Source organism: Azospirillum sp. OGB3 (assembly GCF_014192915.1).
Classification (GTDB): Bacteria; Pseudomonadota; Alphaproteobacteria; order Azospirillales; family Azospirillaceae; genus Azospirillum.
Genome location: NZ_JACHYN010000014.1, coordinates 73,286 through 97,134, shown reverse-complemented (window position 1 = coordinate 97,134; position 23,849 = coordinate 73,286). Strand labels below are relative to the sequence as shown.

Genomic DNA, 23,849 nt, shown 5'->3' with positions numbered 1-23,849 from the left:
TCGTCCAAACCGCTGTAACAAAACGCCGTCACGGCACAGCACGGCGCCGGATATGGCTCCAGGGTGGAGGAAGCGACCTTGGGCGCAAGCTTGGACGGGGCCTCAGATGAGGACGCCGTGGTCCTTGGCGAAGCTGCGCAGCTTGTCGCGCAGGCTGTGGTCGCCGCGCAGGTAGAGCCCGTTCATGTACTGGCGCAGCGCCGCCACGTCGAGCGAGCGCAGCATCGTCTTCACCGGCCCGACCGAAGGCGGCGACATCGACAGGCTGCGGAAGCCGATGCCGATCAGCGCCATGGCGTCGAGCGGCCGGCCGGCCATCTCGCCGCAGATGCTGACCGGGACGTTGGCGTCTCCGCAGGCCTCGACCAGCCGCCGCAGCAGGCTCATCATGGCCGGCGACAGCGGGTCGTAGCGGCCGGAGGTGCGCGGGTTGCCGCGGTCGCTGGCGAAGATGTACTGGGTCAGGTCGTTGGAGCCGACCGACAGGAAATCCACCCGCGGCAGCAGGGCCGGCAGCTGCCAGAGCAGCGCCGGCACCTCGATCATCGTGCCGACGCGCACGCGGCTGGGCGGCTCGCCGCCCTGCCCTTCCAGGCGGGCGATCTCCAGGTCGAGCAGGCGACGGGCGGCGTCGAACTCCGCCACCTCGGCGATCATCGGGAACATCACCGACAGCGGACGCCCGGCGGACGCCCGCAGCAGGGCGCGCAACTGCTGGCGCAGCAGCGACGGGTGGTCCAGCCCGATGCGGATGGCCCGCCAGCCGAGCGCCGGATTCTCCTCCCCCTCGCTGGCCGCGATGTAAGGCAGCATCTTGTCGCCGCCGACGTCGAGCGTGCGGAAGACCACCGGCTTGTCGTCGGTCTGGTCGAGGATGCGGGAATAGAGGTCGGTCTGCGCGTGGACGTCCGGGTAGGTCGAGCGCACCATGAAGGGGATTTCGGTGCGGTAGAGGCCGATGCCCTCCGCCCCGCTGGCCTTCAGGTGCGGCAGGTCGATCAGCAGGCCACAGTTGAGCTGGATGGAGATCGGCACGCCGTCCCGCGTCACCGAGGGCAGCGCGCGGATCGCCTCGTACATCTGCTCCTTGCGGGCGCGCAGGGCGACGGCCTCGGCGAAGGCCATCTGGATGTCCTCGGCCGGGCGGACGAAGGCCTGCCCGTGGTCGCCGTCGACGATCACCGGGTCCAGAGGCTCGATCCGGTTCAGCGCGTCGGGCGCCTGCACCACCGGGATGTTCAGCGCGCGGGCCACGATGCAGACGTGGCTGGACGGCGAGCCCTCCTCCAGGATCACGCCGCGCAGGCGGCGCTGGTCGTAGTCGAGAAGCTCCGCGGGCCCCATGGACCGCGCGACCAGGACGATGTCCTCCGGCAGCGTGCCGCCGTCGGCCTCCGACTTGCGCCCGGCAAGATGCTGGAGCAGCCGGTTGGTCAGGTCCTCCAGGTCGAGCAGCCGCTCGCGGATGTAGGGGTCGGTCAGGTGGCTCATGCGGGCGCGGGTGTCGTTCTGCACCTGCTGCACGGCGCCTTCCGCCGTCAGACCCATGCGGATCGCCTCGCGGATGCGCGACAGCCACCCGCGGTCCTCCGCGAACATGCGGTAGGTTTCCAGGATGTCCTTGGGCTCGCTCAACCCCGCCAGCGCCGCCGCATTCAGCAGGTCGTCGATGGCGCTGTGCATGGTGGCGATGGCGGCGTTCAGCCGCGCCAGCTCGCTCTCCGCGTCCTCGGACACCATCTGCCGGATGGTCAGCTGCGGGCGGTGGATCACCGCCAGCCCCATCGCCAGGCCGCTGGCCAGCGAGGTGCCCGACAGGCGGGCCGGCAGCAGCGCCGGATCGCCGGTGGAAGCGACCTCCTGCGGGTTGACCAGCTCGCCCTGGGCGACCAGCTCGGCCACCACCATGGCGATGGTCTGGAGCGTCTCGACCTCGACCTCGGTGTAGCGGCGGCGGTCCTTGTGCTGGATGACCAGGACGCCGCGGACCTTGCCGCCGCGCAGGATCGGCACGCCGGCCAGCGACAGGAACGGGTCCTCTCCGGTTTCCGGGCGGTAGGCGAAGCTGGGGTGCGACGGCGCGTTGTCCAGCGCGATGGGCCGCGCGTGGCCGGCGATGTCGCCGACGATGCCCTCGCCCACCCGCAGGCGGGTGTTGTGCACGGCGTCCTGGTTCAGGCCGAGCGTGGAGAACAGCTCCAGCACCTCGCCCGCCCGCATGACGTAGCAGGAGCAGACGTCCGCCCCCATCTCCATCCCGATCAGGGTGACGATCTTGTCCAGCCGCTCCTGGCCGGAGCCGGAGCCCGCCATGACGTCGCGCAGCCGCGCCAGCAGGCGGCGCGAGGCGGCGCCGTCGAAGCCCGGCGAGGCGGCGGGGATGTCGCCCAGGACGCCGGCCATCAGGCCGCTCCCAGGATGGCCGATGGACCAATGACCGGCTGCTCGCCCGCCTCGGGCGACCGGTCGGGAGATGACGGGCAACGCGCGGCCAGCGCCGCTTCGGCCTGGGCGATCAGGTCGCCGATGATCTCGGCCACCGGCTGCTCGCGCGTGACCAGCCCGACGCTCTGCCCGGCCATCAGCGAGCCGCTCTCGACGTCGCCATCGATCACCGCGCGGCGCAGCGCGCCGGCCCAGAAATGCTCGATCTCCAGGATGCCCGCGTCGCGCGTCGTCTCGCCGCGGTCGACGCGGGCGATGACCTCGCGCTGCAGCTCCATGAAGCGCTTGGACCCGGCGTTGGCCAGCGCCCGCACCGGGATCACCGGAAAGCGCGGGTCGATCTGCACCGACGCCTGGGCGTCGCGCGCCGAGGCCTTGATGAAGACCTGCTTGAAGCGCTGGTGCGCGATGGATTCGGTGGCGCAGACGAAGCGGGTGCCGATCTGCACGCCCGCCGCCCCCTGCTCCAGATAGGACAGGATGGCCTCGCCGCGCCCGATGCCGCCGGCCACGAAGACCGGGACCTCGCGCAGGTCGGGCAGGATCTCCTGCGCCAGGACGGTGGTGGAGACGGGACCGATGTGGCCGCCGGCCTCGGTGCCCTCGATCACCAGGGCGTCGATGCCGATCTTGACCATCCGCCGGCCGCTGACCAGCGTCGGGGCGAAGGCCATGGCGCGGGCGCCGCCGTCCTTGATCCGCTTGATGGTGGCGCCGCTGGGGAAGCCCCCGGCGATCACCACGTGGCTCACCGCCAGTTCCCGGCAGACGTCGATCAGACGGTCGAGGTCCGGGTGCATGTTGATGAGGTTGACGCCGAAGGGCTTCGCGGTCAGCGCCCGCGTGGCGGCGATCTCCGCCGCCAGCAGGTCCGGCGGCATCGAGCCGCAGGCCAGCACGCCGAAGCCCCCGGCGTTGGAGATGGCAGAGACGAGGTGGCGCTCCGACACCCAGCTCATCGCACCGCCCATGATGGCGGTGCGCGTGCCGAGGAAGGCGCAGCCACGCGCCCACAGCCGGTCGAGTCGGGCGCCTGCGACCGCACCGGACCTGGAGTCGGACCTGGCGTCGGTCATCGCCGCCCCTCCCCCTTCACCCGGCTCAGGCCGCGTCCAGCCCGTAGGCGGTGTGCAGCGCGCGCAGCGCCAGCTCCGCATACTCCTCGGCGATCAGGACGGAGATCTTGATCTCGGAGGTGGAGATGACCTGGATGTTGATGCCCTTGTCGGCCAGCGCCTTGAACATGCGCTGCGCGACGCCGGCGTGGCTGCGCATGCCGACGCCGATCACCGACACCTTCACCACGTTGGCGTCGGAGACGATGCGCTTGTAGTTCAGCTCGGCCTGGGCGTCCTCCAGCACCTTGACGGCGCGGGCGATGTCGGCCTTGCCGACCGTGAAGGTCATGTCGGTGGACTTGCCGTCTTCCGACACGTTCTGGACGATCATGTCGACATTGACGGCGGCGTCGGTCAGCGGACCGAAGATGCTGGCCGCCACGCCCGGACGGTCGGCGACGCCGATGAGGGTGATCTTCGCCTCGTCGCGGCTGTAGGCGATGCCGCTCACAACTTCCTTTTCCACGATCTCGTCCTCGTCAACAACAAGGGTACCGGGAAGCGCGCTGCCGGCGGCCTCCTCGAAGCTCGACAGAACCTGCACGCGCACGCGGTGGTTCATCGCCATCTCGACCGAGCGGGTCTGCAGGACCTTCGCCCCCTGCGACGCCAGCTCCAGCATCTCCTCGTAGGTGATCTTGGAGAGCTTGCGCGCCTTGGTGACGATGCGCGGGTCGGTGGTGTAGACGCCGTCCACGTCGGTGTAGATGTCGCAGCGGTCGGCCTTCAGCGCCGCCGCCAGGGCGACCGCCGAGGTGTCGGAGCCGCCGCGGCCAAGCGTGGTGATGCGCCCGCTTTCGGTCACGCCCTGAAAGCCGGCAACCACGGCGACCTCGCCGGTGTTCATCCGCTTGTCCAGCTCCGCCGTGTCGATGGACACGATGCGCGCCTTGCCGTGCGTCTCGTCGCTGTAGATCGGAATCTGCCAGCCGAGCCAGGACCGCGCCTGGATGCCGCGCGACTGCAGCGCGATGGCGAGGAGACCGGAGGTCACCTGCTCGCCCGAAGCGACGATGGCGTCGTACTCGCGCGCGTCGTGCAGCTTGTCGATGTCGTTGCAGTATTTCACGAGCTGGTTGGTCACGCCGGACATCGCCGACACGACGACGGCGACCTGATGCCCCGCCTTGACTTCCTGCTCGACCTTGCGGGCCACGTTCTTGATGCGGTCGATGTCGCCGACCGACGTGCCGCCGAACTTGAGGACGATCCGCGCCATACCTCACACCATATCTGGGCCGGCAAAAAAGCCGGCAGTCCGCGCCCCCGCTCTACCGTTGCCGGCGCGGGGCGGCGTATCCATACTCTGTCGCTCACAGCGAGGCAAGTTCGCCCCGCAATTGTTCTCGCAATCCAAGCATACGGGATTTCTTTCATGACCGCGACCGCCGGAACCGCAGGCACCGCAGGCACTGTCGACCCCCAGGACATCGCCCGCTTTTCGGCCATCGCCGCGGAATGGTGGGACCCCACCGGCAAGTTCCGGCCCCTGCACCGGCTGAACCCGCTGCGGCTGGCCTACATCCGCGACACGCTGTGCCGCCGCTTCGGCCGCGACCCGCTGGCGGCGGAACCGTTGAAGGGCCTGCGCATCGTCGACATCGGCTGCGGCGGCGGCCTGCTGTCGGAGCCCGTCGCCCGCATGGGCGCCACCGTGGTCGGCGTGGACGCGGCCGAGCGCAACGTCCGTACCGCCGCCGCCCACGCCGCGGAGACCGGCATCCCCGTCGATTACCGCGCCACCACCGCCGAGGCGCTGGCCGCCGGCGGCGAGCGCTTCGACGCCGTTCTGGCGATGGAGGTGATCGAGCATGTCGCCGACGTGCCGCTGTTCGTGAAGTCCTGCGCGGAGCTGACCGCGCCGGGCGGCGCGCTGTTCCTGGCGACGCTCAACCGCACGCCGAAGTCCTTCGCCCTGGCCATCGTCGGGGCGGAGTACATCCTGCGCTGGCTGCCCCGCGGCACCCACAACTGGCGCCAGTTCCTGCGCCCCGGCGAGCTGGCCGCCGCCCTGCGCGCGGAAGGGCTGGCGATCCGCGACCTGACCGGCATCACCTACAACCCGCTGTCCGACGAGTTCCGGCTGAACCCGCGCGATCTCGACGTGAACTACATGGGCTGGGCGGACCGGGCCTGAACGTACGGTGCGTCGGCGAGCGTACGTACAAACGTACGCTTGTCGTTTTCGCCCGCGAAAGCGGCGGCACCGGGTGCCGCAAAACGAAAACGGGAGAGCCACCGGCTCTCCCGTTTTCATGTCCACAGGACGCGCGTCTTAGGCCGCGTGGCTGGCTTCGTGCTGGGTCAGCAACGCGTAGATCGCGTCCGCCGAGTCCGAACCGCGCAGCTTCTCGCACATGGACCGGTCGCGCAGCAGGCGCGACACACGGGCCAGCGCCTTCAGATGGTCGGCGCCGGCATGATCCGGAGCCAACAGCAGGAAAATCAGATCGACCGGCTGCTCATCGATCGCATCGAAGTCGATGGGCCGCTCCAGCCGGGCGAAGACCCCGTGGACGCGGTCGAGGTTGGGCAGCTTGCCGTGCGGGATGGCGATGCCATGACCCACGCCGGTGGTGCCCAACCGCTCGCGCTCCAGAAGGACGTCGAAGATCGCCCGTTCGTGCTGGCCGGTCAGCTCGGACGCCTTGCGCGCCAAGTCCTGCAGGGCCTGCTTTTTGCTGCCGGCCTTCAGGTTCGGGAGGATGGCGTGCGGCGTGATGAGATCGAGCATGACGCTATGGATGTGGTTGGAACGCGGACCGGACTCAGGCGCCGGCCTTCTCCGCCGGGTCCACCCAACCGATGTTGCCATCGGCGCGGCGGTAGACCAGGTTCAGGCGGCCATGGGCGCCGTTGCGGAACATCAGGGCCGGAGCGTCGGCGAGCTCCATGCGCATCACCGCCTCGCTGACCGCCAGGGTCGCGATGTTGGTTTCCATCTCGGCGATCACGATGGGCTGCGCCTCTTCGGCAGCGGCCTCTTCGCTCTCCACATGGGCCTCGTCCTTCTCCGCTTCCAGAATCTGGTAGCGGGCCGGGAAGGCTTCCTGCGCGGGGGCTTCGACGCTGTGGTGGTCGCGCAGGCGGCGCTTGTAGCGGCGCAGGCGCTTGGCCAGCTTCTCGCACGCGGTGTCGAAGGCGGGATACGGCTCGGTGGCGTCGGACGCGCTCTGAAGGACGATCCCACGACCGACGTGCACCTGGATGTCGGCCTTGAACAGATGCGCTTCGCGCGTCAGGACGACGTTGGCCTCGATCGGCTTGTTGAAATACTTGCCGACGATGGTGTTCAGGCTGTCCGCGACGTGGGTGCGCAGAGCGTCGCCAACGTCAAGCTGCTTGCCTTTGACGGTCAGTTGCATTTTGGGATGTTTCCAATCTGGTCCGCGATAGACATAGGACGACGGAAGGCCGCCACGTGCGGACGGGGACCATAGTGACGGCGGTATGGGCTGTCAATCAAGGACGACCCCCTCCCGGCCCGGTTACATGCGTGACATCTTGGCACGGCGTCGCTGCACCGATGACGGAATGCGCATCGCTTCACGATACTTCGCGACCGTCCGGCGCGCAATGTCGATCCCTTCACCACGAAGGATTTCGACGATTTTATCGTCCGACAGCACGTCGTCCGGCTTCTCGGCGTCGATCATCGCCTTGATGCGGTAACGCACGGCTTCCGCCGAGTGGGCGGCCTGCCCGTCGGCCCCCTGGATGGCGGAGGTGAAGAAATACTTCAACTCGAACACGCCGCGCGGCGTCGCCATGAATTTGTTGGTTGTGACCCGGCTGACCGTGCTCTCGTGCATGCCGATCGCCTCAGCGATGTCGCGCAGGATCAACGGCTTCAGATGGGAGACGCCGTGGATGAAGAAAGCGTCCTGCTGCCGGATGATCTCGCTCGCCACCTTCAAAATCGTGGTGGCGCGCTGGTGCAGCGACTTGACCAGCCAGTTGGCCGACTGGAAGCGTTCGGTGATGTATTCCTTGTCCGCCTTGTTGCGCGCGGTGCCGGAGATCCGCGCGAAGTAGCGGTGGTTGACCAGCACCCGCGGCAAGGTGTCCGGGTTGAGGTCGATCAGCCAGCCGCCGCCGGGGTTGGCGCGCATCAGGATGTCGGGGGTGACAAGCTGGGCGGGCGTGTGGTCGAAGCTGAGCGCCGGCTTGGGGTTCAGCTTGCGGATCTCCGCCACCATGTCGGCGACGTCCTCGGCGTCCACACCGCAGACCTTCATCAACGCCGGCAGGTTGCGCGCCGCCAGCAGCTCCAGGTGATCGAGCAGGGCTTCCATCGCCGGGTCGAAGCGGTTCTTCTCGCGCAGCTGGATCGCCAGACATTCCTTCAGCGACCGCGCGAAGATGCCCGGCGGGTCGAAGCGCTGGCAGGCGGCGAGCACACGCTCGACCCGCTCCGGCGCGCAGCCGAGCTGCCCCGCGAGGCTATCGACCTCCAGCCCGGTGAGCCAGCCGGCCTCGTCCAGCAGGTCGATCAGCGCCAGGCCGATGAGCTGGTCGCCGAGGTCCGGCAGGTCGATCTTCAACTGTTCGGTCAGGTGGTCGCGCAGGCTCTTCTGGCCGGTCAGCGTGGCTTCCAGGTTGGACTCGTCGTCCTCGAAGCCGCCGCGACCGCCGCGTTCCTGCCAGGAACCGTAGACGTCGCTGGACCCGTCGGTGCCGTCGGAGAAACGGTCGTCGGAATAGACATTCTCGAAATCGGTGTCGAGCGGCGCGTCGGAGGCCGATCCCATCGTCTCCGACGAGGTCATCTCCACCGTGTCGCGGGTGCGCCCGTCGGTCATCGGCGGCTGGCGCTCCTCCGGAGCGGCGAGATCCACCGCACCGGGCTCGCCCCCGCCGTCGCCGGCACCGTCGCCCCCGGACTCGCCGCCGCCCTCGCCGGGACCGCCGTCGCGCTCCAGCAGAGGGTTCTGTTCGATCTCGCGGTCCACGAAGTCCGACAGTTCGATGTTCGACAGCTGCAGCAGCTTGATGGCCTGCTGCAGCTGCGGAGTCATCACCAGGGACTGGGTCTGACGAAGATCGAGGCGTTGGCTGAGCGCCATGGGCAGGGAAACCGAACTAGAGGCTGAACCGGTCGCCGAGGTAGACCCGGCGCACATCCTCGTGCGCCACGATCTCGGCCGGCTCTCCCTCCATTAGTACCACACCATCGTGCAAGATGTATGCCCGATCGACGAGGTCGAGCGTTTCACGCACGTTGTGGTCGGTGATGAGCACGCCGATGCCGCGGTCGCGCAGGTGGCTGACCAGTTCGCGGATGTCGTTCACCGCGATCGGGTCGATGCCGGCCAAAGGCTCGTCGAGCAGGATGAAGTGCGGCTGCGAGGCCAGCGCGCGGGCGATCTCGACGCGCCGCCGCTCGCCGCCCGACAGCGCCAGCGCCGGGGCGCGGCGCAGGTGCGTGATCGAGAACTCCGCCAGAAGCTCGTCCAGCATCTGCTCGCGCGTGTCGCGGTTGGGCTCGACCACCTCCAGAACTGAGCGGATGTTGTTCTCCACCGACATGCCGCGGAAGATCGACGCCTCCTGCGGCAGGTAGCCGATGCCCAGCCGCGCCCGGCGATACATGGGCAGCGCCGTGATGTCCTGCCCGTCGAGCAGGATGGTCCCGGAGTCGGCGGCGATCAGCCCCGTGATCATGTAGAAGCAGGTCGTCTTGCCCGCCCCGTTGGGACCGAGCAGGCCGACCGCCTCGCCGCGCTGGACCGTCACGGTCACGTCGCGGACGACCGGGCGCTTCTTGTAGGCCTTGCCCAGATGCAGGGCCACCAGCCCTTCGGCCGGGCGCTGGTCGGTGGCGTGTTGACCCGCCGGGTGACCCGACGCGTTCGGGGCGGAAAGGGTCGGACCGCCGAGGTCCCGGTCTTCGATGTCCATGGCCATTGATTCGCTGCCGGGTCGTCAGGGCTTCGCGGCGGGCGTGCCGCCCGATTGGACGGCCGGCGTACCGCCCGATTGGACGGCGGGCTTGCCGCCCGTCTGCGCGGTGGGCCGGCCGGCGGAGGCCGCGCCGCCGGGCGCGCCCGGCTCCTGGCCGGGGATCAGAAGGCCCATCACCCGGCCGCCGGTGGCGGGACCGGCGATCACCCGGTTGACCTTGGTTTTCATGTTCATCTCGGCGGCGTCGCCGTTGAGCTGGTTGTCGTTGCGGGTGATCTTGACGTTGCCCAGCAGCACCGCCGTCTCGTCGGCCACCGAATAGACCAGCTTATCGGACAGCGCGACGTCGGTCGCGGTGGTCACCACCACGCTGCCCGCGCCGTCGATGCGCTCCATCTGGGTCGAGCCGTCGGGCATCTTCCTGAGCTGACCGATCAGGATGTCGGCGCGCAGCCGGTCGCCGTTGGCGATGCGCACGGCCACGGCGTCGCCGCGGGCCACCGTCAGGTTCTTCGCCTCGTAATATTCCAGCGTGTCGCGCGCCGTCACGATGTCGGTGCGGGTGACCAGTTTCAGGTTGCGCCCGGTGACCACCGCCACCTGCTTGTCCACGTCGTAGACGCCGCGTTCGCCGAAGACCTCCTGGGTCGGGCTGACGATGCGCACGTTGCCCTCAGCGAGGAGCTGGAACACCTCGTTCCCCTTGCCGGGCACCTCGCGGTAGTAGGCGGTCAGCACGTCGGCGTAGACGGTGCTGTCGGCGCGTTTGGCCGAGGCGTTGCCGCGCGCCACGTAGGCGCGCACGTCCTGGTGCCATTCGATGGCCTGATCGGCATCGACCTCGACCGGGTTGGGGCCGCCGCCGAGGCCGGGCAGCCCCTGGGCCGCCACCGGAATCGACGCCCCCGACAGCAGGAGGAGCGCGGCCAACAGCGGGGCCGCAAGGGTGGCTGCACTCAACGCGTCTTTCCTCCCGGGCTTTCGGCGGCCTGGACGTCGGCCTTGGACTGGTTCAGGAACACCATCGTCTTGCCACGGTCGGACAGGCGGAAGCCCTCGGCGTTGATGACGCCCTGCGGCCCCTGGCCCACGACATGGACATCGCCCCAGGCGGTGCCTTTGCGGATGTCGGATTCCGCTTCCTCTGTGGTGAATTCGTTGCCGTCGTCGCGCATGACGCGGACATGGCCGCGCATCAGCAGGATGCCGGTGACCTGGTTGTACCAGCCCTTGTCGGAGCGGATGGTCACCCAGGTGCCGTCGGTCTGGGTCATCTCGGCCTCCGGCTGGTCGAGCAGCATGATGTCCGGCTGGTCGGCGATCCGATCGGCCTTGGCGGCCACCAGCGAGAAGGGCTGGTTCTCCTCGTCCACCGCGATGTAGCGCGGCTTGATCATTTCAAGCTGGCCCTTGTCGGCGGAGATGCGCAGGGTCGGCAGCTCGGTCAGCGAGGGCCAGACGGCGATCAGCGCCATCACGGCCAGCGCCAGCGCCGGAAGCGCGAATTTCATCCCGGTGACGAAACGGCTGTAGACCCGGCTGACCGGGCGGATCTCCCGGCGCCGGTGGACGCGCTTGGCCGCCTCGCCCTCCGGCTCCGCTCCCGGCATGGCCATGAGCTGCGCCGCGAGGGAAGGCGCATCCGCGCGCCGCTCCTGCGTGTTCACCGTCCGATCCTTCAGGTCGCTGTCCATGGCGTCAACCGTCCTCCGGCTGCCCGTCACGCCGCCCCGGCGCGCAGGCAATCGTGAATGTGCACAACACCGAGCGGCCGGTCCGCCTCCACCACGAACAGGCTGGTGATCTGCTTTGCGTTCATCTCCCGCAGCGCCTCTTCGACCAGCGCCTTGGGGCGAATCGTCTTGGGCCGCGGCGACATGATGCTGTCGGCGCGCTCGGCCCACAGCTCCGGCGTCAGGTGGCGGCGGAGGTCGCCGTCCGTGATCACCCCGGCCAGAGCGCCCATGGCGTCCACCACGCCGACGCAGCCCAGCCGCTTGGCCGTCATTTCGAATATGACGGTGGAAAGCGGCGTATCCAAGGCGCACAGGGGCATATCGTCGCCCTTGTGCATCACGTCGGTCACCTTCAGCAGCGCCCGGCCGAGCTGGCCGCCGGGGTGGAACTGCTTGAAATCCGCCGCCGTGAAGCCGCGCCGTTCCAGCAGCGCCACCGCCAGCGCGTCGCCCAGCGCCAGCATCATCGTGCTCGACGTGGTCGGGGCCAGCCCCAGCGGGCAGGCCTCCGGGGCCGGCGGCAGCACCAGCGCCACGTCCGACTGCTCGGCCAGGGAGGAGCCGGCGCGCCGGGTGATGCCGATCAGCGGAATGTCGAAGCGGCGGGTGTAGGCGACGATGTCCGACAGCTCGTGCGTTTCGCCGGAATTGGACAGGGCGATCACCGCGTCCTGCCGGGCGATCATGCCGAGGTCGCCGTGGCTCGCCTCGCCGGGATGGACGAAGAAGGCCGGCGTTCCGGTGGAGGCCAGGGTCGCGGCGATCTTGCGCGCCACATGACCGGATTTGCCCATGCCGGAGACGACGACGCGCCCGGTTATCCCGGCCAGCCGGTCCAGAGCGCGCACGAAGGCGCCGTCCAGCCCGTCCGCCAGCGCGGTCAGGGCCTCGGCCTCCATCCGCAGGACGCGCCGGGCGCTGGCGATGTCGCGGCCGGCCGCGGCGTCGGGCGCGCCGTCGGCCGGGCAATCGATCAGGCTGGTTGCGGTCAGGCTCGTCAAGGCGGTGCTTGCCTCTTCTGGTTGGCACACGGGGCCGAATATGGGTACTCCGGCTGGCGAGGCGCGTATCCGCGACAACGGGCCAGCCACCGCGCGGGCAGTATGCCCACCCGCGCGCGTCCGGTCAAATCAACGTCCGGAGGGCTTGACCTATTCCACCGCGGCTCAAGTCCCAGCGCCGGCCGTCAACGCGACCGGCCTCAATGCGACAGAATGTCCGGCTGTTCCCAGCCGCCGAGGTCCAGCTCCCCGCGGGCCGGCAGGAAGTCGAAGCAGGCCTTGGCGAGGTGGGTCCGCCCCTCGCGCGCCAGCATGACGTCGAGCTTCTCCTTGAGGTCGTGCAGGTGCAGCACGTCGGAGGCGGCGTATTTCATCTGCTCCGGGGTCAGCTCCGCAGCACCCCAGTCGGAGGACTGCTGCTGCTTGGACAGCTCCACCCCCAGCAGGTCCTTCACCAGATCCTTCAGCCCGTGCTTGTCGGTGAAGGTGCGGACCAGCTTGGACGCCACCTTGGTGCAATAGACCGGCTGGCAGGAGACGCCGAGATAGGCCCGCATCACCGCCACGTCGAAGCGGGCGAAGTGGAACAGCTTGGTGACGTCGGGGTCGGCGAGCAGGCGCTTCAGGTTCGGCGCCTCGTACTGGCCCTTGCGGAACTGGACCAGATGCACCGTGCCGTCGCCGGGGGAAAGCTGGACCAGGCAGAGCCGGTCGCGGTGGGGGTTCAACCCCATGGTCTCGGTGTCGATGGCGATGGCGCCGCCGCGGGCGAGGGACTTCAGGTCGAGACCGTCCGGCAGGTCGCCGTCATGGAGGTCGATGGGCATTGGGTGGCTTCCCGCTCATTAGGACGGCCCCCGGCCACGGACCCCAGAAACGACGAACGCCGCTCTGCTACCTTTCCGTCCCGTTGGGGGAGGACCGTAGCATGCGGCGCAGCCGGGTAGATATGGTGCCCAGGAGAAGACTCGAACTTCCACGACATTTCTGCCACAGGTACCTGAAACCTGCGCGTCTACCAATTCCGCCACCTGGGCTCGGTGTGGGCCGCTTATGTAGCCGTCCTGCGGAGACCCGTCAACAGCTTTTTTCACTTTTGCGCGGAAAGATCCGCCGGGCGCGAAATGGGCGGCGGTCGGCGCGTCAGGCCCTAGCCTCCCCAGGGAGGTTTCTATATAAGCAACCCCCGATCCGGTCGCCCCGCCCCGCTGGCGGGCGGCCCGGAGGGAAGAATTTGCGGGCCCAACGGCACGGGAGAAGGTCGATGTCCTATCGCTCTGAAGTGGTCACGGTGTTCGGCGGTTCGGGATTCGTCGGCCGCCATCTCATTCGCCGCCTGGCCAAGACCGGCGCCATCGTGCGCGTGGTGTCGCGCCATCCGAACAAGGCCAATTTCCTGAAGACCGCCGGCTCGGTCGGCCAGATCGTGCCGATGGCCGCCGACGTGAAGGACGACCAGTCCGTCGCGCGGGCCATCCAGGGCGCGGACACCGTCATCAACCTGATCGGCACGCTGTACGAGCGTGGGGCCTGGAACTTCCAGACCGTGCATGTCGACGCCCCGGCGCGCATCGCCCGCATCGCCAAGGCCAGCGGCGTGCGCCGCCTCGTCCACGTCTCGGCCATCGGCGCCGACGCCAAGTCGGCCTCGGCCTACGCCAAGTCCAAGGCGGCGGGCGAGCAGGCGGTGACGCAGGCCTTCCCCGGCGCCACCATCATCCGCCCGAGCATCGTCTTCGGGCCGGAGGACGGCTTCTTCAACAAGTTCGCCGCCATGGCGCAGGTTTCCCCGGCGCTGCCGCTGATCGGCGGGGCGACGAAGTTCCAGCCGGTCTATGTCGGCGATCTGGCCGACGCCATCGCCGCCGCCGCGACGCTGGATTCGGCAGCCGGCCGGACCTTCGAGCTGGGCGGCCCGCGCGTCTACAGCTTCAAGGAGCTGATGCAGCTCATGCTGCGGGAGATCCGCCGCAAGCGCTTCCTCGTGCCGATTCCCTGGAACGTGGCGGAGACGCTGGGCGGCCTGCTGGAGAAGGTGCCGCCGATCGTCGCCCCGCCGCTGACCCGCGATCAGGTGGAGATGCTGCGGACCGACAACGTCGCCGCCGCCGGCGCGCCGGGCTTCAAGGAGCTTGGCATCACCAACCTGTCGAGCTGCGAGGTGGTCCTGCCGACCTACCTGTCGCGTTACATCGTCGGCGGCCGCTCCAACACGACGCCGCGCGACGCCGGGAACCATTCCGGCGCGCACTGATCGTCACGGCCCCGCGCCATCGACGCGAAAGCCCCGGCCCGCCGCCGGGGCTTTCGCCGTTTCGGGGTCCTGCCGTTCCGCGTGAACGCGTCGTGCAAGGGTGCCCTGCGGCGCGCGACCTTGATTCCCGCGTGCTCCTGCCGCATCTGGCCCCTTCATCGGGGCGGCGGAAGGGGCGCGGGGAGTCATGCAGGCGGCTACACAGGATTTCACCATACGGGAATTCGCCGACCGCGCTCCCGGCGCCCGGCTGGCCTCGCTGGCAGCCTTCTTCGTCAACGGGTCGGTCTTCGGCGTCTGGGCCACCCAGATCCCGGCGATCAAGGACCATCTGGACCTCAGCCCCGGCGTGCTCGGCGTCGCCCTGCTCTGCCTCGCCGCCGGGGCGCTGACCGCGATGGTCGGGACCGGCCCGCTGCTCGGCCGCGTCGGCAGCGCCCCTGTGATCCGGCTCACCGCCGTGGCCTTCGCCCTGATCCTGCCGCTGCCGGTGCTGATGCCGGACCTGCTGTCGCTGTGCGCGGTGCTGTTCCTGTTCGGGGCGGCGGGCGGCACGATGGACGTGGCGATGAACGCCCACGGCGCCCTGGTCGAGCGCCATCTCGGGCGGCCCATCATGTCGTCGCTGCACGGCATGTGGAGCCTGGGCGGCCTGTTCGGCGCCGGTGTGGGCGGCTTCCTGCTTCAGCTCCTGCCGCCGCCGGTCCAGGCCTCCCTCCTCGCGGCGGCGCTGCTGCTGCTGTTCGTCGCGCTGCACCGCCGCCTCCTGCCCGGCAGCGCCGACCGGCGGGCGGAACCGTCGGGCCTCGCCCTGCCCGACCGCGGCACGCTGCTGCTGGGCGCGCTGACCTTCCTCGCCTTCATGAGCGAGGGCGCGATCCTGGACTGGAGCGCCGTCTATCTGCGCGAGGATCTGGGGGGCGCGGCGTCGATCGCGGCGCTTGGTTTCGCGGTCTTCTCCGGCGCCATGGCGGTGGGCCGCTTCTGCGGCGACCGGCTGCGCCAGCGCTTCGGCGGGCCGCTGCTGGTCCGGGCCGGCGCGGTGCTGGCCTTCGCCGGGCTGGCCGTCGCGCTGACCGGCGGCGGACCGGTGGTGGCGGTCGCCGGATTCGGGCTGACCGGGCTCGGCTTGTCGAACGTGGTGCCGGTGCTGTTCAGCGCCGCCGGGGACAAGGCGGAGGGGGAAGCCGGCCAAGCCATCGCCGCGGTGGCGACCCTGGGCTACGCCGGGGTGCTGACCGGCCCGGCCCTGCTCGGCTTCGTGGCGGAGGCCAGCACGGTGGGCTTTTCCTTCGCCCTGGTCGCCGCGCTGGCGTTGGTCATCGCCGCGGCCTCCTCGCGCGCCGTCGCCCGTCAGGGCTGAGGCGCGCGCGAAGCCGGCTCCTTACAGATACAGAAACGCCAGCATCCCCGACCCGATGGCGATGCGGTACCAGGCAAACGGCGCGAAGCCGTAGCGCCCAACGAAGTCCACCAGAACCTTGACCACCAGCGCCGCGGCGATGAAGGCGGTGACGAAGCCGACCCCGATCAGCAGCGCGGAATCGACGTTCATCAGGCTCCAGTTCTTGTAGAGGTCGTAGACCGTGGCGCCGGCCATGGTTGGGATCGCCAGGAAGAAGGAAAATTCCGCGGCGGTCCGCCGGTCCACCCCCATCAGCAGCGAGCCAAGGATCGTAGCACCCGAGCGCGACACGCCCGGCACCAGGGCAAGGCACTGGCACAGGCCGATCTTCAGGGCGAGCGGCGCCGGGAAGCGTTCGATCTGGTGGTAGCGCGGGACCGGCACCAGCCGCTCCGCCAGCAGGATCGCCACGCCGCCCAGGATCAGCGCGATGCTGACCACCGTCGGGTTGAACAGCACCGCCTTGATGACGCCATGCAGCGCCGCTCCCAGCACCATCGCCGGCAAGAAGGCCAGGATCACCGCCATCGCGAAGTGGCGGGCGCCCGGATCGTCCTTCAAGCCGGTGACCACCTTCCACAGCCGGGCGAAATAGACCGTGCAGATCGCCAGGATCGCACCGAGCTGGATCACCACCTCGAACACCTTGCCCGGCGGGCCTTCGAAGCCCAGCAGGGTGTCGAAAATGATCAGGTGGCCGGTGGACGAGACCGGCAGGAATTCGGTCAGACCTTCGATCAGGCCGAGCAGAGCGGCGTCCAGATATTGGTCGATCAACATGCGGCGCAGGGCCTCTGACAAGATTGCGGGGGGCAATGTCCGGCTTATAGCAGTGCAACATGGCGAAGGCGACGACCCATGGGGCGATACCCCGAATTGGGCGATAGTCTCGTATCGGACCTAATTTTCTTGCTTGTTTTTCGGGCACTCCGGCCGTTCCCGGAGGCATCCGCGACATCGAGTCACGGTTTGGTCAGCCATGCTGCCCTAACGGCGAAAATATGCTCGCGCGGCGCCTTCTCTTGCGGTATATGACGTTCAGACCGCGTGACCGCGGGCTTTCGTTTTCACTGCGGCCACGCCCCTCGCCATGCCCCACCGGCACGAAAAGGGCCGCCCGGCCGCCGGCGCCGTCCCCATGCACGGGACACGGGAAGAAGGAGCAGGCGTTATGGCGAACCAGAGGATGTTGGGCTTCGTGCACACCGCGCAGCGGATGCCCGACAAACGCCCGGCCGCGGAGCGCCGCCAGGATTTCGCCGAGATCTACGCCCGCTTCAGCGACGAGCGCGCCAACGAGCAGGCCAACCGCTGCTCGCAGTGCGGCGTTCCCTTCTGCCAAGTGCACTGCCCGGTCTCCAACAACATCCCCGACTGGCTGAAGCTGACCTCCGAAGGCCGGCTGGAGGAGGCTTACGAGGTCTCCCAGGCCACCAACAACTTCCCGGAGATCTGCGGCCGCATCTGCCCGCAGGACCGCCTGTGCGAGGGCAACTGTGTCATCGAGCAGTCGACCCATGGCGCCGTCACCATCGGCTCGGTGGAGAAGTACATCAACGACACCGCCTGGGATCAGGGCTGGGTGAAGCCGCGCACGCCGTCGCGCGAGCTGGGCGTCTCGGTCGGCGTCATCGGCGCCGGACCCGCCGGCCTCGCCGCCGCCGAGGAGCTGCGCGCCAAGGGCTACGAGGTGCACGTCTACGACCGCTACGACCGCATGGGCGGCCTGCTGGTCTACGGCATCCCCGGCTTCAAGCTGGAGAAGTCGGTGGTCGAGCGCCGCGTACAACTGCTGGCCGACGCCGGGGTGATCTACCACCCGAACTTCGAGGTCGGCCGCGACGCTTCCCTGCCGGAACTGCGCCGCAAGCACGTCGCCGTCCTGGTCGCCACCGGCGTCTACAAGGCGCGCGACATCAAGGCGCCGGGCTCGGGCCTGGGCAACATCGTGGCGGCGCTGGACTACCTGACCACCTCCAACAAGGTCAGCCTGGGCGACACGGTGGAGGCGTACGAGAACGGCTCCCTGAACGCCGCGGGCAAGCATGTGGTGGTTCTGGGCGGCGGCGACACCGCCATGGACTGCGTGCGCACGGCCATCCGCCAGGGCGCCACGTCGGTCAAGTGTCTGTACCGCCGCGACCGCAAGAACATGCCGGGCTCGCAGCGCGAGGTCGCCCACGCCGAGGAAGAGGGCGTGGAGTTCATCTGGCAGGCCGCCCCGGAAGGCTTCACCGGCGATACCGTGGTGACCGGTGTGCGCGCCGTGCGCATCCATCTGGGCGTGGCCGACGCCACGGGCCGCCAGACCCCACAGGTGATCGAGGGATCGGAATTCACGGTCCAGGCCGATCTGGTCATCAAGGCGCTCGGCTTCGAGCCGGAGGACCTGCCCAACGCTTTCGGCGAGCCGGAGTTGAAGGTCACCCGCTGGGGCACGCTGCTGGTCGATCATCGCACCAAGATGACCAACATGGACGGCGTGTTCGCCGCCGGCGACATCGTGCGCGGCGCCTCGCTGGTGGTGTGGGCCATCCGCGACGGCCGCGATGCGGCGGAGGGCATCCACGCCTACGCCAAGGCGAAGGCCGAGGCTCCGGTCGCCGTGGCGGCTGAGTAAGTCAAACCAATCCACAATTCCGCGGGTTCCAGGGGTCCATTTCGGCCCTTGGCGGGGGCGAAGGGGCGAAGTCCCCCTTCAAAACAGACTGATTGAAAGGGTCCACCGATGACCACCGAGTTGAACCAGGGTGAGCAGTTCGTCGCCGACTTCCGCGCCAACGCCGCGGCGCTGACCACTGCCAACGCCTACAACCCGGAGGATGAGCACGACGCCTGCGGCGTCGGCTTCATCGCCGCGATCGACGGCAAGCCCCGCCGCTCGGTGGTCGAGAAAGGCATCGAGGCGCTGAAGGCCGTCTGGCACCGCGGCGCCGTGGACGCCGACGGCAAGACGGGCGACGGTGCGGGCATCCACGTCGCCGTGCCGCAGAAGTTCTTCAAGGACCATGTGAAGGTCATCGGCCACCGCGCGCCGGACAACAAGCTGGCCGTCGGCCAGGTCTTCCTGCCGCGCATCAGCCTGGACGCGCAGGAAGCCTGCCGCTGCATCGTCGAGACCGAGATCCTGGCCTTCGGCTACTACATCTACGGCTGGCGCCAGGTGCCGATCAACGTCGACATCATCGGCGAGAAGGCCAACGCGACCCGTCCGGAGATCGAGCAGATCATCGTCGGCAACAACAAGGGCGTGTCCGACGAGCAGTTCGAGCTGGACCTCTACATAATCCGCCGCCGCATCGAGAAGGCGGTGAAGGGTGAGCAGATCAACGACTTCTACATCTGCTCGCTGTCCGCCCGCTCGATCATCTACAAGGGCATGTTCCTGGCGGAGCAGCTGACCACCTTCTACCCGGACCTGCTGGACGAGCGCTTCGAGTCCGACTTCGCCATCTACCACCAGCGCTATTCGACCAACACCTTCCCGACCTGGCCGCTGGCCCAGCCCTTCCGCATGCTCGCCCATAACGGCGAGATCAACACGGTCAAGGGCAACGTCAACTGGATGAAGGCGCACGAGACCCGGATGGAGCATCCGGCCTTCGGCACCCACATGCAGGACCTGAAGCCGGTGATCGGCGTCGGCCTGTCGGACTCCGGCTCGCTCGACACCGTGTTCGAGGTGATGGTCCGCGCCGGCCGCACGGCCCCGATGGTCAAGATGATGCTGGTGCCGCAGGCGCTGACCAGCTCGCAGACCACGCCGGACAACCACAAGGCGCTGATCCAGTACTGCAACTCCGTCATGGAGCCGTGGGACGGCCCGGCGGCGCTGGCCATGACCGACGGCCGCTGGGTCGTCGGCGGCATGGACCGCAACGGCCTGCGCCCGATGCGCTACACGATCACCACCGACGGCCTGATCATCGGCGGCTCCGAGACGGGCATGGTGAAGATCGACGAGGCCCAGGTGATCGAGAAGGGCCGCCTCGGCCCGGGCGAGATGATCGCCGTCGATCTCCAGTCCGGCAAGCTCTACCGCGACCGCGAGCTGAAGGACCATCTCGCCACGCTGAAGCCATGGGACAAGTGGGTGCAGAACACCACCCACCTGGACGAGCTGGTCAAGTCCGCCTCGCTGAAGGGCGAGCCGTCGGACATGGACAAGGCCGAGTTGCGCCGCCGCCAGCAGGCCTTCGGCCTGACCATGGAAGACATGGAGCTGATCCTGCACCCGATGGTGGAGGACGGGAAGGAGGCCATCGGCTCGATGGGCGACGACAGCCCCATCGCCGTGCTGTCCGACAAGTACCGCGGTCTGCACCACTTCTTCCGCCAGAACTTCTCCCAGGTCACCAACCCGCCCATCGACTCGCTCCGCGAACGCCGGGTGATGAGCCTGAAGACGCGGCTCGGCAACCTCGGCAACATCCTGGACGAGGACGAGACGCAGACCCGCCTGCTGCAGCTCGAATCGCCGGTCCTGACGACCGCCGAGTTCCGCGCCATGCGCGACTACATGGGCGACACGGCAGCCGAGATCGACGCGACCTTCCCGGTGGATGCCAACGCCGGCGGCGGCCCCGAGGCCCTGCGCGACGCGCTGCGCCGCATCCGCCAGGAGGCGGAGGACGCGGTGCGCGGCGGCGCCACCCACGTCATCCTGACCGACGAGGCGATGGGCCCGGCGCGCGCCGCCATCCCGGCGATCCTCGCCACCGGTGCGGTGCACACGCACCTGATCCGCTCCAACCTGCGCACCTTCACCTCGCTGAACGTGCGCACGGCGGAGGGGCTGGACACCCACTACTTCGCCGTGCTGATCGGCGTCGGCGCCACCACGGTCAACGCCTACCTCGCGCAGGAGGCCATCGCCGAGCGTCACCGCCGCGGCCTGTTCGGCGCCATGCCGCTGGAAAAGGGCATGGCCAACTACAAGAAGGCCATCGACGACGGCCTGCTGAAGATCATGTCCAAGATGGGCATCTCGGTCATCAGCAGCTACCGCGGCGGCGGCAACTTCGAGGCCATCGGCCTGTCGCGCGCTCTGGTCGCCGAGCATTTCCCGGCGATGGTCAGCCGCATCTCCGGCATCGGCCTGAACGGCATCCAGAAGAAGGTGCTGGAGCAGCACGCCACCGCCTACAACGAGGAGGTCGTGGCCCTGCCCGTCGGCGGCTTCTACCGCTTCCGCAAGTCGGGCGACCGCCACGGCTGGGAAGGCGGCGTGATCCACACGCTGCAGCAGGCGGTGACCAACGACAGCTACACCACCTTCAAGAAGTACAGCGAGCAGGTGAACAAGCGCCCGCCGATGCAGCTCCGCGACCTGCTGGAGCTGCGCTCCACCAAGGCCCCGGTGCCGGTGGACGAGGTGGAGAGCATCACCGCGATCCGCAAGCGCTTCATCACGCCGGGCATGTCCATGGGCGCCCTGTCGCCCGAGGCGCACGGCACGCTGAACGTCGCCATGAACCGCATCGGCGCCAAGTCCGACTCGGGCGAGGGCGGCGAGGACCCGGCGCGCTTCCGCCCGGACAAGAACGGCGACAACTGGAACAGCGCCATCAAGCAGGTGGCCTCGGGCCGCTTCGGCGTCACCGCCGAGTACCTGAACCAGTGCCGCGAGCTGGAGATCAAGGTCGCCCAGGGCGCCAAGCCCGGCGAGGGCGGCCAGCTCCCCGGCTTCAAGGTGACCGAGATGATCGCGCGGCTGCGTCACTCGACGCCGGGCGTGATGCTCATCAGCCCGCCGCCGCACCACGACATCTACTCGATCGAGGATCTCGCCCAGCTCATCTATGACCTGAAGCAGATCAATCCGGATGCGAAAGTGACGGTGAAGCTGGTCAGCCGTTCCGGTATCGGAACGATTGCCGCGGGCGTCGCCAAGGCCAACGCCGACATCATCCTGATCTCCGGCAACAGCGGCGGCACCGGTGCCAGCCCGCAGACCTCGATCAAGTTCGCCGGCCTGCCCTGGGAGATGGGCCTGTCGGAGGTGCATCAGGTCCTGACGCTGAACCGCCTGCGCCACCGCGTGCGTCTGCGCACCGACGGCGGCCTGAAGACCGGCCGCGACATCGTGATCGCCGCCATGCTGGGTGCGGAGGAGTTCGGCATCGGCACGGCCAGCCTGATCGCCATGGGCTGCATCATGGTCCGCCAGTGCCACAGCAACACCTGCCCGGTCGGCGTCTGCGTGCAGGACGACAAGCTGCGCCAGAAGTTCGTCGGCACGCCGGAGAAGGTCGTCAACCTCTTCACCTTCCTGGCCGAGGAAGTGCGCGAGATCCTGGCCGGCCTGGGCTTCCGCTCGCTGAACGAGGTGATCGGCCGCACCGACCTGCTCCATCAGGTCAGCCGCGGCGCCGAGCATCTCGACGACCTCGACCTGAACCCGCTGCTGGCCCAGGTCGATCCCGGCGAGAACGCCCGCTACTGCACGCTTCAGGGCCGCAACGAGGTGCCGGATACGCTGGACGCCCGCATCGTCGCCGACGCCCGCCCGCTGTTCGAGGAGGGCGAGAAGATGCAGCTCGCCTACAACGCCCGCAACACGCAGCGCGCCATCGGCACGCGGCTGTCCTCGATGGTGACGCGCAAGTTCGGGATGTTCGGGTTGCAGCCCGGCCACATCACCATCCGCCTGCGCGGCACCGCCGGCCAGTCGCTCGGCGCCTTCGCGGTGCAGGGCATCAAGCTGGAGGTGATGGGCGACGCCAACGACTATGTCGGCAAGGGCCTGTCGGGCGGCACCATCGTCGTCCGTCCGACGACCTCCAGCCCGCTGGAGACCAACAAGAACACGATCATCGGCAACACGGTCCTCTACGGTGCGACGGCGGGCAAGCTGTTCGCCGCGGGCCAGGCCGGCGAGCGGTTCGCCGTCCGCAACTCCGGCGCCACCGTGGTGGTCGAGGGCTGCGGCTCCAACGGCTGCGAGTACATGACGGGCGGCACGGCGGTGATCCTCGGCCGCGTCGGCGACAACTTCGCCGCCGGCATGACGGGCGGGATGGCCTACGTCTACGACCTGGACGACAGCCTGCCGCTCTACATCAACGACGAGAGCGTGATCTTCCAGCGCATCGAGGTCGGCCATTACGAGAGCCAGCTCAAGCACCTGATCGAGGAGCACGTGGCGGAGACGCAGAGCCGCTTCGCCGCCGAGATCCTCAACGATTGGGCGCGGGAGGTGACCAAGTTCTGGCAGGTGGTTCCGAAGGAAATGCTCAACCGTCTGGAAGTCCCGGTCCATCTGCCGAAGGCCATCTCGGCGGAGTAAGACCCAAGCACTAAGTCTCAGGTCGATTGTGCATACGCGAACGGCGGTCCGGGGTAACCGGGCCGCCGTTTTTCACGCCCGCTGTGGCACGGGCGTCCTTTTCAGGGCGCCGGTTGCTGGAATAGTCTGGTTGGGAATAATCTGGAGCGGAATGGGTTGTTAGGACCGCCTGGGAGCATCCGCAACCACACGGGAGGGCGTCATGCCGGCAGAGGACGGCTTGCGCATCGACATTCGCTTCGCCACGGCGGCCGACGGGCCGCGCTGCGCGGACATCTTCCTGCACGGACGCCGCGCCGCCTTTTCCTGGCAACCCGAGGACCGGTTCGGCCTGGACGACTATTACGACTGCGTGGACGGGGAAGAGGTGCTGGTGGCGGAAGCCGGCGGCGGCGTGGTCGGCTTCATCTCTGTCGATGTGGCGGACCGCTTCATCCACAACCTGTTCATCGCCCCGCTGTGGCGCGGGAGGGGCATCGGCAGCGCGCTGCTGCGCGAGGCGCTGACCCTGCTGCGCGGTTCCGCCGAACTGGCCTGCGCCTCGCGCAACGCGGCGGCCCGCGCCTTCTACGAGCACAACGGCTGGACCCCGGTTCCCGACGCCGGTCCGGAGGGCGACGCCGCCCCCCTGGTGGTCTACCGCAAATCCGCCCTTTGACACCCTCTCGGCACGGTTAATCCATAAGCCGAAGGAGCGG

The 23,849-nt window shown here is 68.7% G+C and carries 18 protein-coding genes and 1 tRNA gene; 6 read left to right on the top strand and 13 right to left on the bottom strand.

Going from position 1 to position 23,849, the window contains the following annotated elements; all coding sequences use genetic code 11:
* Nucleotides 1-102 precede the first annotated feature (102 nt).
* Genes ptsP through FHW79_RS23710 form a run of 3 tightly spaced genes read right to left on the bottom strand, consistent with a single transcriptional unit; the run spans nt 103 to nt 4,782 of the window.
* Complete coding sequence (gene ptsP / locus FHW79_RS23720; RefSeq protein WP_183181180.1) at nt 103-2,403, bottom strand: phosphoenolpyruvate--protein phosphotransferase; 2,301 nt, start codon at nt 2,401-2,403, stop codon at nt 103-105.
* A complete protein-coding gene (locus FHW79_RS23715; protein ID WP_183181179.1) occupies nt 2,403-3,521 on the bottom strand; it encodes a nitronate monooxygenase in 1,119 nt (372 codons plus the stop codon). Before FHW79_RS23715 ends, ptsP begins: the two co-directional genes overlap by 1 nt.
* A 25-nt stretch (nt 3,522-3,546) precedes the next feature.
* Nucleotides 3,547-4,782: an aspartate kinase gene (locus tag FHW79_RS23710; protein WP_183181178.1), complete on the bottom strand. Its 1,236-nt coding sequence runs from the start codon at nt 4,780-4,782 to the stop codon at nt 3,547-3,549.
* A 156-nt stretch (nt 4,783-4,938) separates the two neighbouring features.
* Between FHW79_RS23710 and ubiG the strand changes: the two genes are divergently transcribed.
* Nucleotides 4,939-5,700, top strand: a complete 762-nt coding sequence (gene ubiG / locus FHW79_RS23705) for a bifunctional 2-polyprenyl-6-hydroxyphenol methylase/3-demethylubiquinol 3-O-methyltransferase UbiG (protein WP_183181177.1) — start codon at nt 4,939-4,941, stop codon at nt 5,698-5,700.
* 138 nt (nt 5,701-5,838) lie between these two features.
* On the opposite strand, the gene ptsN is transcribed toward ubiG, so the two are convergent.
* The 9 genes from ptsN to FHW79_RS23660 all read right to left on the bottom strand — a co-directional run bounded on the left by ptsN (nt 5,839) and on the right by FHW79_RS23660 (nt 13,241).
* Complete coding sequence (gene ptsN, locus FHW79_RS23700) at nt 5,839-6,297, bottom strand: PTS IIA-like nitrogen regulatory protein PtsN (RefSeq protein ID WP_183181176.1); 459 nt, start codon at nt 6,295-6,297, stop codon at nt 5,839-5,841.
* A 34-nt stretch (nt 6,298-6,331) separates the two neighbouring features.
* Nucleotides 6,332-6,928 (bottom strand): ribosome-associated translation inhibitor RaiA, encoded by a 597-nt coding sequence (gene raiA / locus FHW79_RS23695; protein ID WP_014198054.1) that lies wholly within the window; start codon nt 6,926-6,928, stop codon nt 6,332-6,334.
* A gap of 123 nt (nt 6,929-7,051) precedes the next feature.
* Nucleotides 7,052-8,629 carry an RNA polymerase factor sigma-54 gene (gene rpoN / locus FHW79_RS23690; protein ID WP_183181175.1) on the bottom strand — a complete coding sequence of 526 codons (1,578 nt, stop codon included), beginning with the start codon at nt 8,627-8,629 and terminating at the stop codon, nt 7,052-7,054.
* 16 nt (nt 8,630-8,645) lie between these two features.
* Nucleotides 8,646-9,470 carry an LPS export ABC transporter ATP-binding protein gene (gene lptB, locus FHW79_RS23685; protein ID WP_183181174.1) on the bottom strand — a complete coding sequence of 275 codons (825 nt, stop codon included), beginning with the start codon at nt 9,468-9,470 and terminating at the stop codon, nt 8,646-8,648.
* Between the two features lie 18 nt (nt 9,471-9,488).
* A complete protein-coding gene (locus tag FHW79_RS23680; RefSeq protein ID WP_183181173.1) occupies nt 9,489-10,427 on the bottom strand; it encodes an LptA/OstA family protein in 939 nt (312 codons plus the stop codon).
* Nucleotides 10,424-11,161 carry an LPS export ABC transporter periplasmic protein LptC gene (gene lptC / locus FHW79_RS23675; RefSeq protein ID WP_183181172.1) on the bottom strand — a complete coding sequence of 246 codons (738 nt, stop codon included), beginning with the start codon at nt 11,159-11,161 and terminating at the stop codon, nt 10,424-10,426. The genes FHW79_RS23680 and lptC overlap by 4 nt, the downstream gene beginning before the upstream one ends.
* Nucleotides 11,162-11,187: 26 nt before the next feature.
* Entirely contained in the window at nt 11,188-12,204 is a 1,017-nt protein-coding gene (locus FHW79_RS23670; protein WP_183181171.1) for a KpsF/GutQ family sugar-phosphate isomerase, read from the bottom strand.
* 200 nt (nt 12,205-12,404) lie between these two features.
* Nucleotides 12,405-13,031 (bottom strand): ribonuclease H-like domain-containing protein, encoded by a 627-nt coding sequence (locus FHW79_RS23665; RefSeq protein ID WP_183181170.1) that lies wholly within the window; start codon nt 13,029-13,031, stop codon nt 12,405-12,407.
* A 123-nt stretch (nt 13,032-13,154) separates the two neighbouring features.
* Nucleotides 13,155-13,241, bottom strand: a tRNA-Leu gene (locus FHW79_RS23660).
* 227 nt (nt 13,242-13,468) lie between these two features.
* Between FHW79_RS23660 and FHW79_RS23655 the strand changes: the two genes are divergently transcribed.
* The gene (locus FHW79_RS23655; RefSeq protein ID WP_183181169.1) at nt 13,469-14,458 is read left to right on the top strand and encodes a complex I NDUFA9 subunit family protein; all 990 of its coding nucleotides are present in this window, start codon (nt 13,469-13,471) and stop codon (nt 14,456-14,458) included.
* A gap of 187 nt (nt 14,459-14,645) precedes the next feature.
* Nucleotides 14,646-15,821: an MFS transporter gene (locus tag FHW79_RS23650; RefSeq protein WP_183181168.1), complete on the top strand. Its 1,176-nt coding sequence runs from the start codon at nt 14,646-14,648 to the stop codon at nt 15,819-15,821.
* Nucleotides 15,822-15,842: 21 nt separating this feature from the next.
* On the opposite strand, the gene FHW79_RS23645 is transcribed toward FHW79_RS23650, so the two are convergent.
* A complete protein-coding gene (locus FHW79_RS23645; protein WP_183181167.1) occupies nt 15,843-16,643 on the bottom strand; it encodes an undecaprenyl-diphosphate phosphatase in 801 nt (266 codons plus the stop codon).
* A gap of 391 nt (nt 16,644-17,034) precedes the next feature.
* On the opposite strand from FHW79_RS23645, the gene FHW79_RS23640 reads away from it, so the two are divergent.
* The 3 genes from FHW79_RS23640 to FHW79_RS23630 all read left to right on the top strand — a co-directional run bounded on the left by FHW79_RS23640 (nt 17,035) and on the right by FHW79_RS23630 (nt 23,809).
* Complete coding sequence (locus FHW79_RS23640; protein ID WP_183181166.1) at nt 17,035-18,483, top strand: NAD(P)-dependent oxidoreductase; 1,449 nt, start codon at nt 17,035-17,037, stop codon at nt 18,481-18,483.
* 108 nt (nt 18,484-18,591) lie between these two features.
* Nucleotides 18,592-23,151 (top strand): glutamate synthase large subunit, encoded by a 4,560-nt coding sequence (gene gltB, locus FHW79_RS23635; RefSeq protein WP_183181165.1) that lies wholly within the window; start codon nt 18,592-18,594, stop codon nt 23,149-23,151.
* Nucleotides 23,152-23,353: 202 nt separating this feature from the next.
* Nucleotides 23,354-23,809: a GNAT family N-acetyltransferase gene (locus tag FHW79_RS23630; RefSeq protein WP_183181164.1), complete on the top strand. Its 456-nt coding sequence runs from the start codon at nt 23,354-23,356 to the stop codon at nt 23,807-23,809.
* Nucleotides 23,810-23,849 lie beyond the last annotated feature (40 nt).

Coding starts and splice junctions, on each gene's coding strand:
- lptC (WP_183181172.1), bottom strand. CDS start 11,161: ATGGACAGCGACCTGAAGGATCGGACGGTGAACACGCAGGAGCGGCGC.
- rpoN (WP_183181175.1), bottom strand. CDS start 8,629: ATGGCGCTCAGCCAACGCCTCGATCTTCGTCAGACCCAGTCCCTGGTG.
- FHW79_RS23655 (WP_183181169.1), top strand. CDS start 13,469: ATGTCCTATCGCTCTGAAGTGGTCACGGTGTTCGGCGGTTCGGGATTC.
- ptsP (WP_183181180.1), bottom strand. CDS start 2,403: ATGGCCGGCGTCCTGGGCGACATCCCCGCCGCCTCGCCGGGCTTCGAC.
- FHW79_RS23640 (WP_183181166.1), top strand. CDS start 17,035: ATGGCGAACCAGAGGATGTTGGGCTTCGTGCACACCGCGCAGCGGATG.
- FHW79_RS23650 (WP_183181168.1), top strand. CDS start 14,646: ATGCAGGCGGCTACACAGGATTTCACCATACGGGAATTCGCCGACCGC.
- lptB (WP_183181174.1), bottom strand. CDS start 9,470: ATGGCCATGGACATCGAAGACCGGGACCTCGGCGGTCCGACCCTTTCC.
- ptsN (WP_183181176.1), bottom strand. CDS start 6,297: ATGCTCGATCTCATCACGCCGCACGCCATCCTCCCGAACCTGAAGGCC.
- raiA (WP_014198054.1), bottom strand. CDS start 6,928: ATGCAACTGACCGTCAAAGGCAAGCAGCTTGACGTTGGCGACGCTCTG.
- FHW79_RS23710 (WP_183181178.1), bottom strand. CDS start 4,782: ATGGCGCGGATCGTCCTCAAGTTCGGCGGCACGTCGGTCGGCGACATC.
- ubiG (WP_183181177.1), top strand. CDS start 4,939: ATGACCGCGACCGCCGGAACCGCAGGCACCGCAGGCACTGTCGACCCC.
- FHW79_RS23665 (WP_183181170.1), bottom strand. CDS start 13,031: ATGCCCATCGACCTCCATGACGGCGACCTGCCGGACGGTCTCGACCTG.
- FHW79_RS23630 (WP_183181164.1), top strand. CDS start 23,354: ATGCCGGCAGAGGACGGCTTGCGCATCGACATTCGCTTCGCCACGGCG.
- FHW79_RS23645 (WP_183181167.1), bottom strand. CDS start 16,643: ATGTTGATCGACCAATATCTGGACGCCGCTCTGCTCGGCCTGATCGAA.
- FHW79_RS23715 (WP_183181179.1), bottom strand. CDS start 3,521: ATGACCGACGCCAGGTCCGACTCCAGGTCCGGTGCGGTCGCAGGCGCC.
- gltB (WP_183181165.1), top strand. CDS start 18,592: ATGACCACCGAGTTGAACCAGGGTGAGCAGTTCGTCGCCGACTTCCGC.